Raw genomic sequence first — 14506 nt, forward strand, 5'->3', positions numbered from 1 at the left:
CGGCGAGGGGACGGGGCGGCAGTATAACAACTGGGACTTGTCAGTGAAACAATGCGGGTCGGCCTGACCCAAGGCCAGACGCGCCATCGGCGCTCAAAGGCGGGAGCTACGGCTTCACACCCGCCCCCTTCAACCACTTGCGCAGCCGCCCGTTGGCATTGTGGTAGGGAGAGGCGGTGTTGAACTAGATCATCCGCCCCAGGGTCCACTGCTCATACCAGGGGTGACCATACAGCTGGTCATCGCCGCGCTCCGCGATCAGCTCGACGATGCGGTCCCTGGCCACCATCAGCCGGGCCAGCAGTGCCGAATAGGCCAGCCCCTCATGATCCCGATAGAACGTTTGGGCCAGCCTGCCCAGCTCGTTCCACTTAAAGCCAGTCTCGGGAAAATCCACCGGCAGGCCCGCCGCGTCCCGCTCGATCCACTTGATCACCAGTTCATTCCAGCCGATAAGATAGGCCACCAGATTGGCCACGCTCATGCGGGTGCCCTTGCTGTGCCCCTCCATACCCAACTCCTGCACCCGGCTCTCGGGTACCGCCTGCAAGGCCTTGAGCAGCTTGCCAAAATGCGTGTCGATGGCGAGCAGCAGCTCGGCCTTGTTGCTGGGGATCCCCATCACTGTCCTCCTTCATGCCTGTCACCCTGCCGCCCGCTCGGGATTGCCGCCAGCGGCGCCGAGCGCTAAGCTCGCGACATCTGCGGCCGGTGTCCAAACGCCACCGCTCCCATCACAAGCAAGAACGGCGATGAATCAGCTCATTACCTATATCAAGGCCATCCATCGGCAACCTGGGCCGGCGACCATCACACGCCAGCAGAGTGAACACTATAGCGAGCATGACGAGAGTGGCACCCTGATCCAGCACCAGCAAACCCGCTATTGGTTCACCAATGGGGTCGTCATCTGTCATCAGAGAGAGCAGGACCAGGTCCCCTCGCCGCAGCTGTGCGCCGAATGCTGGATAAGCTATCGGGTCGACAGCAGCCCCATCCCCATCACACCGCCACGCAAGCTGTTCCACAACCCCTGTCAGGAGGTGTTCTGGCTGAAGATGCAGGGCATCACGCCGGCAAGATGACAAGATGCTGACCTGGGGGTGGGGCCGATACGGGCGATTGCGGCGGCTTGCTCGGCAAGATCCAGCCCTCTGTGGCGGTGCTGAGGGAGCACCGCCTGTCGGAGCTTGGCAGCACCGACAGGTCGGCAGCGTCATCAATACTGCTTGGTTTTAGACGCAAAACCCGCGAGGAACAGACCGGTCAGAAACATGCCGCTGAAGGCTTCGATGGCCGACAGCAGCTGCAGTGGGGAAGAGGTCTGGGAAATATCCCCATAACCGAGCGTCACGAAGGTCACGATGCTGAAGTAGAGCGAACGCCCCAGATGGTGATAGGTGACCGAGGCGGGCGCCAGAAAATAGGTCAGGGTCGCCAGCAGTATGACCCCCATCGACATCAGCAAGCTTCTTATGGGCCGCTCGCCAAAGCCCCAGGTGATGAAGCTGACAAACTTGGAGCCGCACTTCAAATAGCAGAGCAGGGAGAGCCACCCCTTTCTCAGCGGGCCGCTGCGCAGCCAGCGCTCCTTGAACAGCTCCCTCGGGCTGGCCAGGGACTTCATCTCATGCAGCTTCTCCTGGTAATAGCACTCACCGGCATCGACGGTATCCCCCACGCTGGAGAAGAGGCGCTTGGCGTTGCGGTAGAGCTTGCTGGCCTCGCTGTGATCGATCCGGCCATTCTCGTTGTAAGCCACCTGCACCTTGTCCAGATTGGTGTGCTCCATGGTGGCGTCGAAGTTCTTGGCGCGCACGTTGAAGTTTTTCAGCACGGCCCGGGAGGAGTGAAAACGGATCTCCTCGCACTCTATGGTGAAGTCCTGAAATACCCCGTCCTCCAGCGCCAGCTCCCGCTTCTTGGCCCAGGCCCTGTGATCCCACAGCAGGGAATCGAACAGATCGAGCCCGATCACGCCGCCATTGACCCGCACCCCCTTGGCCGAGCAGTGCCACAGATAGACCTTGGAGTTGTTGACGGCGCCATCCAGCGAGAGCTCGTCGAGGCAGGTGAAATCGAGCAATCTGCCGGAGATGATGGGGCTCTTCAGCTCGACGCCGCCGATGTTGAGCAGGCGATGCTTGCCCAGCACCTGCGCCTCCCCCTTGTTGTTCTCGGAGACAGAGAGCAGGCTCTGCACCCGCTTCACCTCATCTTTGCCATGCTTGCCGGCCAGCCACATGCTGTAGGGTTCAAAACGCGTCTCCGAGCGGATGAGGCCGCTCTTGCGCAGGGACTCCAGCGCGCTCGAGGCGGTTTCATACAGCCTTGTCTTGTCGTCGCTCATGTAAACGCAGAGGCTGAGCACGGATCGCGAGCTGATGAAACGAGCTATGCCGATCTGGAAGATGACACTTTTCTCTATTTTCTGCTCCGTCATCCAGTCGCCGAAATAGGGCAGCGAGGCCACCAGCAGATCCCAAATCAGGGGATAGTCATTCTCCCGGCGCCACTCGTTGAACTGCTCGGGAGAAAGCTGCCAAAGCTCGGTTGCATTCATACATTACCTCGATCACAAAGATGTCCCGCCCTCGCCAGATAGAGAGTCATGGTGCACAAAGCCCTGGCGGATACGGCGGGTCAGACGCAGGAAAAGCGGCGCGGCAAAACGCCCGTCACGTCACCATACTAGGCGAGAAACAGAAGGCAAGTCACTGACAGGGAAGGAATAAGGGGGATGGATGCGACAGCTTGCCCCTCAGGCGCACACTTATTGCGCAACGCTTGGGTGGCAATGGCCGTGGCAAACAGGCAAAAAAAAAGCCCAGCATTGCTGCTGGGCTTTTGTGTTGGCTCCTCCTGCTGGACTTGAACCAGCGACATACGGATTAACAGTCCGCCGTTCTACCGACTGAACTAAGGAGGAATTGTACTTGGTGCCCAGAGACGGAATCGAACCGCCGACACGGGGATTTTCAATCCCCTGCTCTACCGACTGAGCTATCTGGGCAATATATAAATGGTGCCGGCTACCGGAATCGAACTGGTGACCTACTGATTACAAGTCAGTTGCTCTACCTACTGAGCTAAGCCGGCACACTTTAAACCTTTGTGCATGAACACATTTTTATTTCATGGCACCAAATTTTGGTGCCCAGAGACGGAATCGAACCGCCGACACGGGGATTTTCAATCCCCTGCTCTACCGACTGAGCTATCTGGGCGTGGGCGCTATTAAACGGATTTTAAGGCAGGTGGTCAACGGGAAATTTCACTTTTTGTCTCGTTCGTCTCTTTTTTGCGCAAGTTGCCCAACTATGAGCACTTTTCGGCATTCTCCCGAGCGTGGGGCCGCCAGAGATCAATAAGAGAGGTCGTCAGAACGGCTGGCTACGGACAAGATCAGTAGAGAGCATCTCCCTTATATTGGCAGCAGTCATGACTGAACATTTGACGCTGCACAAAGCCCCACCAGCCACCCAACGCCAGTGGGCAAGCTCGCCATCTCCCCTCATAGCAGAAAGAGGGCTGCCCCATTATGAGTGGTCACGGGGTTGGCTCAGCAGCGACTGCCCCGACATCCCGAGACACACCTGTATCGGCTATGGGACCTGTCCCCTCCTACAGGCGACGCAGCCACACTGAGTCAGCCAGTTTGGGGAGTATCATCACCATCCACCACGCGACAATAGATCCGCCTCGGATGACCAATCTTGCCATACAGCATATCAACCCGCAGAAAACCGCTCTCGACACAGTGTTCGAGATAACGACGGGTGGTGGTTTTACTTAGGCCTGTTGCACTGACTACATCATCCACTGAAAAGAATTGGCAATCCGCATCGTTGAACAGCTTTTGTACCAAGGCCAGCGTACTCTCTTCGATCCCCTTGGCACTGTTATCCAGACGATAATTTTTGGCCTGCAACAGGTAGAGTGAATCGACACTCTTCTGGTCAACAATCTTCCAAAGCCGCTGTTGCTCGGTAAATTGAACAAAACGCTCAAGAGACTGGTCAAGGCGCCGCCATGATACAGGCTTCAGGATGTAGTCAAAGGCCCCGTTACGGATCGCCTGACTGCACGTATTCATATCGCTGGCGGCGGTAATAAAAATGACCGAGGTATTGGCCAGCAGATCCGGGTGATTGATGAGCGTGATGCCTTTCCCATCAGGTAAATAGTTATCCAGCAAAATCAGCTGTGGCTGCTTGCTGGCGATCTGTGCCTGTGCATCAGCCAGTGATGACGCGATACCCACCAGCCGTAAACGGGGATGCTTCTGGATCGACTCCGAATGCAACTGTGCCAGCTCATTCTCATCTTCAACAATAAGGACGTCTATCGGTTCATATCGCATGATAATGTTTTTCCAGCCCTGAATTATTAATATGTTCAGTCACGGGTATAAAGATGGAAAATATTGTTCCACGGGGTATGTTATTCGTCACCTCGATGGAGCCGCCCACCTGCGTCACATAACTATCGACCAAATACAGACCTATACCATGGTCACCACTAATCTTGGTTGTCACCCCTCGTTGGAAAATATGCTCTCTAATGTCATTATTAATTCCAACCCCTTGATCGGCCACCTCAACAATCAATTCTCGCTGTGTTAGCTTAATCAATATCTCTACCGGGGCATGAGGTAATGGCGCACGTTGGGTTGCCTCAATGGCATTATCCAGAAGGTTGCCAACAATCGATATCAGTTCAGATTCCGCAAGTATGCCAAACTCATTCGTCATCGAGCAAGCCGGGTCAAATTGTAACACCACCCCTTTCTCGGTGGCGCGTGAAACCTTGCCCAGCAGCAAACCGCATACTGTCGGTGAACTGAAATTCGACGAGATAAAATCAAGCAACTCCTGTGCATATTCAGAGTGAGCCTGGATATAACGAATTGCTTCATCATAGCGCCCCATATGAAGCATTCCTGACAAGGCAGCCATCCTATTCAGTTGTTCATGTCGCATAATCCTGAGATTATCAACATATCGTTTCACCTGGCTTAATTGGGCACTTAATGAATCAATTTCTTTACGATCTCTGAATGTTATCACCCACCCCTGCAAATCATCTCCCAGCATAATCCTGACTCTACTGGCGATCACCGTTAAATGATTAAAAGTACAGATTTCATCATGCGTATCATTTGCCAGCATAATATTTTCATCAAAAAATGACACTGGGCTTATCACATTACCAATCGGTTGACCACGTAAAGAGTGGGCAGATTGAGGCAAATCAAGCAATGTCCGTGCGGCATGGTTAATAACCTCAATATGCAATTGGCTATCAATAGCGATCACCCCTTCAAATATCGACTCCATCAATGCTTTTTGTTGCCGCACCAGAAAGCCAATTTCTCGTGGCTCCAACGCAAACATCTGTTTTTTGATACTTCGGGTGAAATACCATGAAAATACAAATAGCGCAGCAAGGAAAGAGAGCGCAACCATCAATATATTCACCACCTTGCTGATGGTAATATCATCAAGATAACTCGTCAGATACCCCACCGAGACAATCCCGACAACGCGCCCAGCATCATCTCTAATTGGGACCTTGCTGCGCAGGGACACGCCCAAACCGCCACGACGCAGGGTCACGATGCTTTTTCCAGCCAACACTTCCGCATTATCACCGCCGATCAGAGCGGTACCTACCCGATCATCAAACACCGAATGGTACAAATGACGCCCTTGTGTATCGCCGATGACGATAAAACTGGCATCGCTTCGTGCAGCCAGTTTCTCCATTAACAATTTAATCGCTTCAGTGTCATTCTTCAGCACATCAAGGCGTAATGTCGGAATCAAGGCAATCTCTTCTGCCTGTATTTTTGCCCGTTCCCCCATATGCTCATACAACTGGCGACTAAAACTTGTGTAATACATGCCCCCCAATACCAGAGAGAGTACCAGAGAAAACAACGCCAACGAGACAAACAATCTGATTTGGAACGACATTTTCATAAAATTATATGCAACAATAAAAACCAGCATTTAGCTTATCAGCTTTTATGCAATATGGTGGCTCACAATAAAAATGTTGTGAGCTATTCCACAACATACCTGCAGCCCTAAGGCGACAATGCACGGGAAAATTAATAAGGTTAGGACTCTCTGTTACAGAATCTGCTGTGATTGAAAAGAAACCATAAAAACCACACCATAAAAAATGACCTCGATCACGCAGGATAAAAAGAAACCATAAAATCTATAGCCACCATTAAAATCATGATTTTATCATGCGGCCACTCACACAACGCAATCAAGGATGTCTATATCTTGGCGATGACAAATAACTGAAAGGATGGCTTGACTATGAGTGCAATAGACAACTTGGATGCACCAGGAGCACTGAATACCAAATCGGTCTCTCTCAAGGAGCGGTGGTGGTACATCATGGACACCTGGAAGGTAGGCATTATACCACTGCCTCTTTTTATATTGGCTGGGGTACTGATTGCTATTGATTGTCTGGGCGGTAAATTACCCAGTGATATAGTTGTTATGGTTGCCACACTGGCATTTTTCGGTTTTGCCTGTGGTGAATTTGGCAAACGACTCCCAATTGTTGGTAAACTTGGTGCAGCTGCGATTTGTGCGACCTTTATTCCGTCTGCGCTGGTCTACTACGGTCTACTACCTGACTCAGTCGTCGAATCAACAATAAAATTCTACAAGTCCACCAACATTCTTTACCTCTATATCTGCTGCATTATTGTTGGCAGTATTATGAGCATGAATCGCCAGGTACTAATCCAGGGCTTTTTGCGTATTTTCTTCCCGATGCTGTGTGGCGAAATTGTTGGCATGATCGTTGGCATGGGTGTCGGCCTGGCATTAGGTCTTGAACCATTCCAGATTTTCTTCTTCATTATTTTGCCAATCATGGCAGGGGGGGTAGGAGAAGGCGCAATTCCACTATCTATCGGCTATGCCACGCTCCTCCACATGGATCAGGGGGTTGCCCTTGGCCGCATTCTGCCAATGGTCATGCTGGGCAGTTTGACCGCAATTATTATTGCAGGTTGCCTGAACCAACTTGGCAAACGCTACCCACATTTGACCGGCGAAGGCCAGTTAATGCCCAACAGCAATAGCCGCGATGACAAAATCGCCAATTTGTCCGGCGCATTTACCGGCAAGACCGATGTTACAACCTTGGCTTCAGGGGTATTGCTGGCAGTCCTGCTTTATATGCTCGGCATGCTTGGTCATGAACTGATTGGTCTGCCTGCACCGGTCGGCATGCTGTTTATCGCCGTACTGGTGAAACTGACCCATGGTGTCTCACCGCGAATTCTGGAAGGTTCTCAGGTTGTTTATAAATTCTTCCAAACATCCGTGACCTACCCCGTGCTATTTGCGGTAGGTGTCGCCATCACCCCATGGCAAGAACTGGTGAATGCCTTCACTCTGACCAACCTGCTGGTGATTATCTGTACGGTATCAGCACTGGTTGTGACCGGTTTCTTCGTCGGTAAAAAAATCGGTATGCACCCTATTGATGTCGCCATTGTCTCATGCTGCCAAAGCGGCCAGGGCGGAACGGGTGACGTGGCCATTCTGACTGCCGGCAACCGCATGAGCTTGATGCCTTTTGCCCAGATTGCAACCCGTATTGGCGGTGCAATCAATGTCTCCATTGCGCTGCTGGTATTGGGCAATTTCCTCATTTGATTGAATAGACGTAGTAAGGAAGACGCGATGAAACTCGCAAGTTTTATGTATCAAGGTATGAGTAGCTACGGCATTGTCCGCGCACAAGGCGTGGTCGATTTAGGACGCCGCCTTGGCCACCGTTATAACGATCTGAAGTCACTGCTTGATGCCAATGCCCTCAGCGAAGCGGCAAACTATCAACATGATCCTGTTGATCTGGACATTGCTGAAATTACCTTTTTACCGGTCATTGAACAGCCTGGAAAAATTCTTTGCGTCGGCATGAATTATGCCGCCAAACGTCAGGAGTTTGATCAACATAATCCGGCGCCCACGCTGTTTGTCCGATTTGCTGATTCCCAGACTGGCCACAACAACCCCGTCATCAAGCCATACCACTCCAGCGAATTCGATTATGAAGGCGAGCTGGCGGTCATTATCGGCAAAGGCGGCGAGCATATCGCCAAACAGGATGCCCTCAGCCATGTCGCCGGGTATAGCTGCTATATGGATGGTTCGGCTCGGGACTGGCAACACACCTGGTTTACCGCAGGTAAAAACTGGCGGCAAACCGGTGCCTTCGGCCCGTGGCTGACCACCGCTGACGAGATCCCCGACCCGCATCAACTGGCCATTCGCACCTGGTTAAATGGGAGCATGGTGCAAGAGGACAACACCAGCAGCATGATCCACAAAGTTGCTGACCTGATCGAGTACATCAGTACCTTCACTCGCCTCAGCCCGGGGGATGTCATCATCACCGGTTCACCCGGTGGTGTTGGCAAAAAACGCAACCCACCACTGTTCATGAAAGCCGGAGATCGCATCGAGGTCGAGATTGAACATGTTGGCCGCCTGAGCAATGTGATCGTCGAATCACCCGCCGATGTGCAAAGTGCGGCGTAAGAGAGCGCGGACAAGACTATGCAGTCACTACCCACAATTGACTTCAGATTGACCGACGTTGCCAAACAGCCGGAGCGCCTTGAGCGGCTTCGTAGCCTGCTCGCGGACAATGGTCTGGGGCTGGATGCCGACATCACCCTTTTTGTCGAGGCCTGGTCAGGCTTCAAATTGGTGGGATGCGCCGGTCTGGCACACAACGTCATTAAATGCGTGGCGGTCGACAAGCAGTTGCGCGGTGCCAACCTGAGCACCCGGCTGCTGGCAGAAGTAGAACATCTGGCCCTGGAACAGGGCCATTTTCACCTGTTCCTCTGTACCAAACCGGCTAACCGGGAGCGTTTTGAACAGTGTGGATTCTGGCCCATTGCCCAAAGTGGCGATGATGCCATTTTGATGGAAAACACCCCCGGTGGCGTTGACCGTTACTGTCGTTCGCTCCTCCCTTACCGGCATGAAGGCAAACAGGTCGGGGCGATTGTGATGAATGCCAATCCGTTCACCCTTGGCCATTATCACCTGATCACCCTAGCGGCCAAACAGTGCGACTGGGTTCATCTGTTTGTCGTACGGGAAGATGCCTCCTTTTTCCCGTTCCACGCCCGGCTGCAAATGGTGCGTGCCGGTGTGGCGAACCTGGCGAATGTGACCGTTCATGAAGGTTCGCAATACATCATCTCCCGCGCCACATTTCCGACCTACTTCCTGAAAGAGAGCGGCAAGGTGCAGCAAGCCTGGAGCGAAATAGACGTGATTACCTTTCGCGACTACATCGCCCCCGCACTGGGCATTACCCATCGCTTCATCGGCACTGAACCGTTTTGCCAGATTTCCCGGCAATACAATCAGACGCTGCATGACCTGCTGGCTGGCACAATTGATGTGGTGGAAATACCGCGTATCAAGGATGCCGATAAAGCGATTTCAGCCTCAGAAGTCCGTCGCTTGCTTCAGCAGCAGCTCTTTTCCCGGATCAGGAAGATCGTCCCCGAGAGCACCCTTGCCTATCTCGAAACCCATTACAGCGCGGAAGTCGCATAGCAGTTAAGGAATTCACCATGAACATAGTAAGAGAGGCGCTGGCAGGAACTCAGGAGTCCAGCGACCTGATGGTAAAAATTGCCCCCTCTGATCAGGGGTTGGAGATCAAAATCTACAGCGAAGTGATGAAACAGTTTGGCGAACAGATCCGCCAGGTCGTGGAGAGCACGCTCGATGCCATGGGCATCACCCGGGGATTGATCATCATCGAGGATAAAGGGGCGCTGGACTGCGTCATTCGTGCCCGCCTGCAAAGCGCAATATTGCGTGCCACCGATGTGCAGCAGATTGCTTGGGAGAAACTGCAATGAAAAAACTTCGCCGCAGCATGCTGTTCCTGCCGGGGGCCAATGCCGCCATGCTCTCGACCGCCTTTATCTACACTCCCGACTCCATCATGTTTGATCTGGAGGATGCCGTCGCACTGCGGGAGAAAGACTCGGCCAGATTGCTGGTCTTCCACGCCTTGCAGCACCCCATGTATCGGGATATCGAAACCGTGGTCCGCATCAATCCACTGAACACCCCCTTTGGCCTGCTCGATCTGGAAGCGGCAGTCCGGGGTGGCGTGGACGTGATCCGCCTGCCGAAAACCGATACCCCCGATGATATCCATGAGCTTGAAGGCCATCTGGAACGAATCGAGCGGGAATGTGGCCGGGAGGTTGGCTCGACCAAGGTGATGGCAGCCATCGAATCCGCTGTTGGCGTGATCAATGCAGTCGCCATCGCCCGCAGCTCACCGCGCCTGATCGGGATCGCCCTCGCGGCCTTTGACTACGTCATGGACATGCAAACCGAACGGGGAGATGGCACCGAGCTGTTTTACGCCCGCTGCGCCGTGTTGCATGCGGCACGTGCCGCAGGCATCGATGCCTTTGACGTCGTATGGTCGGATGTGAATGACGAGGCCGGCTTTTTACGGGAAGTCGAGCTGATCCGTCGCATGGGCTTTAACGGCAAATCCCTGATCAACCCGCGCCAAATCGACCTGTTGCATAACGCTTATGCCCCGACGCAACAGGACGTCGAACACGCGCTGCGGATCATTGAGGCCGCCGAAGAGGGTGAGCGCAACGGATTGGGGGTGGTCTCCCTCAACGGGAAAATGGTGGATGCCCCCATTATCAATCACGCCCAAGTAGTGCTGGAGCGCGCCGCAGCCTCCGGCGTGCGCCGTTAAGGATTCAACCATGAAACAGACTGAACAACTCCATATCAATTTTCCTCACCTGCGGGCACTGACCCCGTTCGCCGGAGCCTACAACGCAACCCCCTGGCTGGGAGATCAGGCAGCCAAGCACAATCGCAAACTGTGTGAATCCCTGGAGCAGGCGGTTGCACGTTGCGGCCTGCAAGATGGCATGACCATCTCGTTCCACCACGCTTTTCGCGAAGGGGACAAGGTGATCAATCAGGTCGTAGCTACGCTGGCCAAACTGGGCTTCAAAAATCTGACCCTGGCCTCCAGCTCCCTGATGACCTGTAATGACGCGCTGATTGAGCACATCAAAAACGGGGTGATCACCCGGATTTACACCTCCGGCATGCGCGGCAAGCTGGCCGACGCCATCTCCCATGGTCTGATGGATGAACCGGTCCAGATCCACTCCCATGGCGGACGGGTCAAACTGCTGCAAGATGGCGAACTGAAGATCGACGTGGCGTTTCTTGGCGTCCCCTGCAGCGACGAGTTTGGCAATGCCAATGGCACCCACGGCACATCCTGCTGTGGTTCGCTCGGCTACGCGATGGTCGATGCCCACTTCGCCCGTCATGTGGTGTTGATGACCGAAGAGCTGGTGCCCTTCCCCAATATGCCTGCCAGCCTGGTCCAGGATCAGGTCGATTACATCGTCAAAGTGGAGAGCGTTGGGGATCCGGCAAAAATCAGCGTGGGCGCAGCCCGCGTCACCAGCAACCCGCGCGAACTGCTGATTGCCCGCTTTGCCGCCGATGTGATTGAACACTCGGGTTACTTCAAGAACGGCTTCTCGATGCAGACCGGCTCCGGCGCGGCATCAACAACCTGTACCCGCTTCATGGCAGAAAAAATGGAGCGCAATGGCGTCAAAGCCCGTTTTGCTCTGGGTGGCATCACTGGCAGCCTGGTCGACCTGCATGAAAAAGGGTTGATTGAAAAGCTGCTTGATACCCAATGCTTTGATGGGCAAGCGGCAGCCTCTCTGGCTCGCAACCCCAATCACATAGAGATCTCCACCAACGTCTATGCCAATCCGGGCAGCAAGGCGACCTGCTGCGACCAACTGGACATCGTCATTCTGAGCGCACTGGAAATTGACGTCGATTTTAACGTCAACGTGATCACCGGCTCGGACGGGGTGATGCGTGGTGCATCCGGCGGTCACTGCGATGTCGCCGCGGCCGCCAATCTCACCATTGTGGTGGCTCCCTTGCTGCGCAGCCGCATCCCGACCGTAGTGAAGCAGGTCACCACCCGACTGACACCGGGCGAGAGCATTGATGTACTGGTCACCGATCACGGGATCGCGGTGAATCCGGCACGTCCGGAAATTCGTGCGCGACTGGCCGCGGCGGGGCTGAAACTGGTCGATATCGAGGCGCTTTATGAGAAAGCCATCTCACTGACGGGTAAACCGAAAGCGATCGAATTTACCGACAAGATTGTCGGCGTGATCCGCTATCGCGACGGGAGTGTTATCGATACGGTACGAGAGGTGAAAGAGAGTTGATAAGTGATAAAGAGTCCCCCGCTCTGACGGGGGTCAACCTGAAGCAACTGCTGGCGGCAAAGGAGTGCCGCGCAGCACGCCAGCAAGAGTGGCTGACACGTTACCAGCACCCCATCATTTCACTCACTTTGGTCACGCCGGGGGTCATAAAAGATAACCCCCGTTACCGCCAATGCATGCAGACCGCCATCACACAATGCCATCAACTGCTGCTAGCACAGCAATGGCAGGTCATAGACCACCAGGTTCTGTGGCTACCCACAGGCCCGGAAGGGCTATGGTCCATTGCCCACTCCGCCACCGACATTAAAACCGCCTGTGTCGCGCTGGAACGAACCCACCCCCTTGGCAGACTATGGGATCTCGATGTCGTTTGTCATCAGTCCGGCCAGATTGGACGACGCGCCCTGGGCGAACCTCTCCGTCGATGCCTGATATGTGATGAACCGGCGCACGGTTGTGCCCGCTCACGCCGCCACCCGCTCCCAGAGCTAGTCAAACGAATCGAGGAGTTAATCGATGACTGCTTCACTCGCCCTTAAACGCCATGCCATCGATGTCCCGGCTATCGCTGCCCGGGCACTGCTTCAGGAGCTGGATTTGACCCCCAAACCGGGTTTGGTGGATCAAGCAAACTCGGGCTCGCACTCCGATATGGATTACCCGCTGTTCTTGCGCAGCATTGCCGCAATCACCCCTTGGCTGACCATCTTTGAAGAGATGGGCAGAGCAAATGCCCTGCAGGCACCGGATAGACAACTGGCGCTGGTACGCCCGGCAGGGATGGCCTGCGAGCAGGATATGCTCAACGCAACGGGCGGGGTGAATACCCATAAAGGCGGGATCTTTTCACTGGGTCTGCTCTGCTTTGCCGCCGGTCGTCTGCAGGGACAAAGCAGGCCCGTGACGAGCGACAATGTCTGCCGGACGGTCAGTGAAATCTGTCAGGGACTGGTCAGTCGAGAGTTGCACCACACACCCCATCCCAGCACGGCAGGTGAGCGTCAATTTCAGCAATTTGCCCTGACGGGAGCGCGAGGTGAAGTGGAAAGCGGTTTTGCTACGATAAGGCGCTTCGTCCTGCCACATTGGCATGCCGAGCAGGGGGAGCGACAGTTGCACCATGCCTTGTTAAGGCTGATGGCGACCAATAACGACAGTAACCTGGTCTCCCGAGGCGGTATTGCTGGCCTGCGCTACGTTCAGAGTTATGCGCAAAACCTGCTGAACAATGGGTGGGACCTGGCAAGGCTGCAAGAGATGGACAGAGCCTTGATCGCCAAGCATCTGAGCCCTGGCGGCAGCGCCGACTTGCTGGCCGTCGCCTGCGTTCTGGCCGAACTGGTCCCATAACTGACCGGCACAACTAGTCATGATGAACCCAGCCCCCCAAGGGGTTGCCTGCAGAGTCGCTACGACTCCTCTTTTTGCTTTTCTCCCCCCTTTCGCCCCCAGACTCTGGGCTCCTCCCCTTTCAACAGGCGGGCAATGTTCTCATGATGGCGGATCAGAATGAGGCAGGAGAGCAACGAGACTGGCAGCGTGTATTCGGGTTTGAGCAGGTAGGTAAAGAGCGGCGTCAACAGCACGGTAATGATGGAGGCCAGCGACGAGTAGCCGCTCACCAGCAGCACGACCAGCCAGGTACCGATGACGGCCCCGCCCATGGTGAAACCGATGGGCATCATGGTGCCGAGTGCCGTCGCCACCCCCTTGCCGCCCCGGAAGTGGAAGAAGATGGGGTACATGTGGCCGAGGCAGGCTGCCACCCCGATGAAGCCGAGGTAGACGGGTTTGATTTGCAGATACCAGGCGAGATAGACGGGGGCCGTGCCCTTGAGCACGTCGAGCAGCAACACCACAACGGCAGCCACACGGCCACCGAGGCGCAACACATTGGTCGCACCCGGATTGTGGGAGCCATGATCGCGAGGATCCGGCAGACCCGTGATGCGGGAAACCAGCACGGCACTGGACAGCGAGCCGCCCAGGTAGGCCAGAATAATCATCAAAATCGTCAGGGCCGTCATCTTGGTCGTTTTTACCACGATATGAATGGGGTATGATGCGGGCCACATTCTCTGGCTTGGCGTTGCCCAAAAGCGTGTCGTCCAAACCGACCGCGCGGCAAACTGGTTGCCAGGCCTGCATCCCTGCGCTGTTATCACA

At 54.7% G+C, this 14506-nt stretch carries 14 protein-coding genes and 4 tRNA genes; 9 read left to right on the forward strand and 9 right to left on the reverse strand.

The features are described from left to right. Positions 1-184 precede the first annotated feature (184 nt). Positions 185-622, reverse strand: a complete 438-nt coding sequence (locus tag AACW87_RS16685) for a ClbS/DfsB family four-helix bundle protein (RefSeq protein ID WP_277606809.1) — start codon at positions 620-622, stop codon at positions 185-187. 130 nt (positions 623-752) lie between these two features. Here AACW87_RS16685 and AACW87_RS16690 point away from each other — a divergent pair, with 130 nt between their 5' ends. Then, positions 753-1085, forward strand: coding sequence for a hypothetical protein (locus AACW87_RS16690; RefSeq protein WP_241325590.1), 333 nt, complete (start codon positions 753-755; stop codon positions 1083-1085). 134 nt (positions 1086-1219) lie between these two features. On the opposite strand, the gene AACW87_RS16695 is transcribed toward AACW87_RS16690, so the two are convergent. From AACW87_RS16695 to AACW87_RS16725, 7 genes are all read right to left on the reverse strand, one after another. Further along, positions 1220-2563 carry a potassium channel family protein gene (locus AACW87_RS16695; RefSeq protein WP_241325591.1) on the reverse strand — a complete coding sequence of 448 codons (1344 nt, stop codon included), beginning with the start codon at positions 2561-2563 and terminating at the stop codon, positions 1220-1222. A 290-nt stretch (positions 2564-2853) separates the two neighbouring features. Continuing rightward, positions 2854-2929: transfer RNA gene (locus tag AACW87_RS16700), tRNA-Asn, on the reverse strand. Positions 2930-2937: 8 nt separating this feature from the next. Beyond that, positions 2938-3013: transfer RNA gene (locus AACW87_RS16705), tRNA-Phe, on the reverse strand. Between the two features lie 10 nt (positions 3014-3023). Next, positions 3024-3099 (reverse strand) — tRNA-Thr (locus AACW87_RS16710). 52 nt (positions 3100-3151) lie between these two features. Then, positions 3152-3227, reverse strand: a tRNA-Phe gene (locus AACW87_RS16715). 422 nt (positions 3228-3649) lie between these two features. Continuing rightward, positions 3650-4363, reverse strand: a complete 714-nt coding sequence (locus tag AACW87_RS16720; protein WP_241325592.1) for a response regulator — start codon at positions 4361-4363, stop codon at positions 3650-3652. Then, the gene (locus tag AACW87_RS16725) at positions 4353-6014 is read right to left on the reverse strand and encodes an ATP-binding protein (RefSeq protein ID WP_241325593.1); all 1662 of its coding nucleotides are present in this window, start codon (positions 6012-6014) and stop codon (positions 4353-4355) included. Before AACW87_RS16725 ends, AACW87_RS16720 begins: the two co-directional genes overlap by 11 nt. Positions 6015-6335: 321 nt before the next feature. Between AACW87_RS16725 and AACW87_RS16730 the strand changes: the two genes are divergently transcribed. Genes AACW87_RS16730 through citG form a run of 8 tightly spaced genes read left to right on the forward strand, consistent with a single transcriptional unit; the run spans position 6336 to position 13690 of the window. Continuing rightward, positions 6336-7697 carry a 2-hydroxycarboxylate transporter family protein gene (locus tag AACW87_RS16730; protein ID WP_241325594.1) on the forward strand — a complete coding sequence of 454 codons (1362 nt, stop codon included), beginning with the start codon at positions 6336-6338 and terminating at the stop codon, positions 7695-7697. A gap of 27 nt (positions 7698-7724) precedes the next feature. Beyond that, complete coding sequence (locus AACW87_RS16735; RefSeq protein ID WP_241325595.1) at positions 7725-8585, forward strand: fumarylacetoacetate hydrolase family protein; 861 nt, start codon at positions 7725-7727, stop codon at positions 8583-8585. An 18-nt stretch (positions 8586-8603) separates the two neighbouring features. Then, positions 8604-9623: a [citrate (pro-3S)-lyase] ligase gene (gene citC / locus AACW87_RS16740; protein WP_241325596.1), complete on the forward strand. Its 1020-nt coding sequence runs from the start codon at positions 8604-8606 to the stop codon at positions 9621-9623. Positions 9624-9640: 17 nt separating this feature from the next. Continuing rightward, entirely contained in the window at positions 9641-9934 is a 294-nt protein-coding gene (gene citD, locus AACW87_RS16745; protein ID WP_241325597.1) for a citrate lyase acyl carrier protein, read from the forward strand. Further along, entirely contained in the window at positions 9931-10806 is an 876-nt protein-coding gene (gene citE, locus AACW87_RS16750; protein ID WP_241325598.1) for a citrate (pro-3S)-lyase subunit beta, read from the forward strand. Before citD ends, citE begins: the two co-directional genes overlap by 4 nt. 10 nt (positions 10807-10816) lie before the next feature. Beyond that, on the forward strand, positions 10817-12337 hold the full coding sequence (citF, locus tag AACW87_RS16755; protein WP_241325599.1) for a citrate lyase subunit alpha: 1521 nt from the start codon (positions 10817-10819) through the stop codon (positions 12335-12337). Continuing rightward, complete coding sequence (gene citX / locus AACW87_RS22645; RefSeq protein ID WP_445206858.1) at positions 12334-12879, forward strand: citrate lyase holo-[acyl-carrier protein] synthase; 546 nt, start codon at positions 12334-12336, stop codon at positions 12877-12879. Before citF ends, citX begins: the two co-directional genes overlap by 4 nt. Beyond that, positions 12857-13690, forward strand: coding sequence for a triphosphoribosyl-dephospho-CoA synthase CitG (gene citG, locus AACW87_RS16760; RefSeq protein WP_241325600.1), 834 nt, complete (start codon positions 12857-12859; stop codon positions 13688-13690). Before citX ends, citG begins: the two co-directional genes overlap by 23 nt. A 59-nt stretch (positions 13691-13749) precedes the next feature. Here the strand turns inward: citG and plsY are convergent, their stop codons facing one another. After that, on the reverse strand, positions 13750-14367 hold the full coding sequence (plsY, locus tag AACW87_RS16765) for a glycerol-3-phosphate 1-O-acyltransferase PlsY (RefSeq protein WP_241325601.1): 618 nt from the start codon (positions 14365-14367) through the stop codon (positions 13750-13752). Positions 14368-14506: the final 139 nt, after the last annotated feature.

Source organism: Aeromonas sp. MR7 (assembly GCF_963899385.1).
GTDB lineage: Bacteria > Pseudomonadota > Gammaproteobacteria > Enterobacterales > Aeromonadaceae > Aeromonas > Aeromonas bestiarum.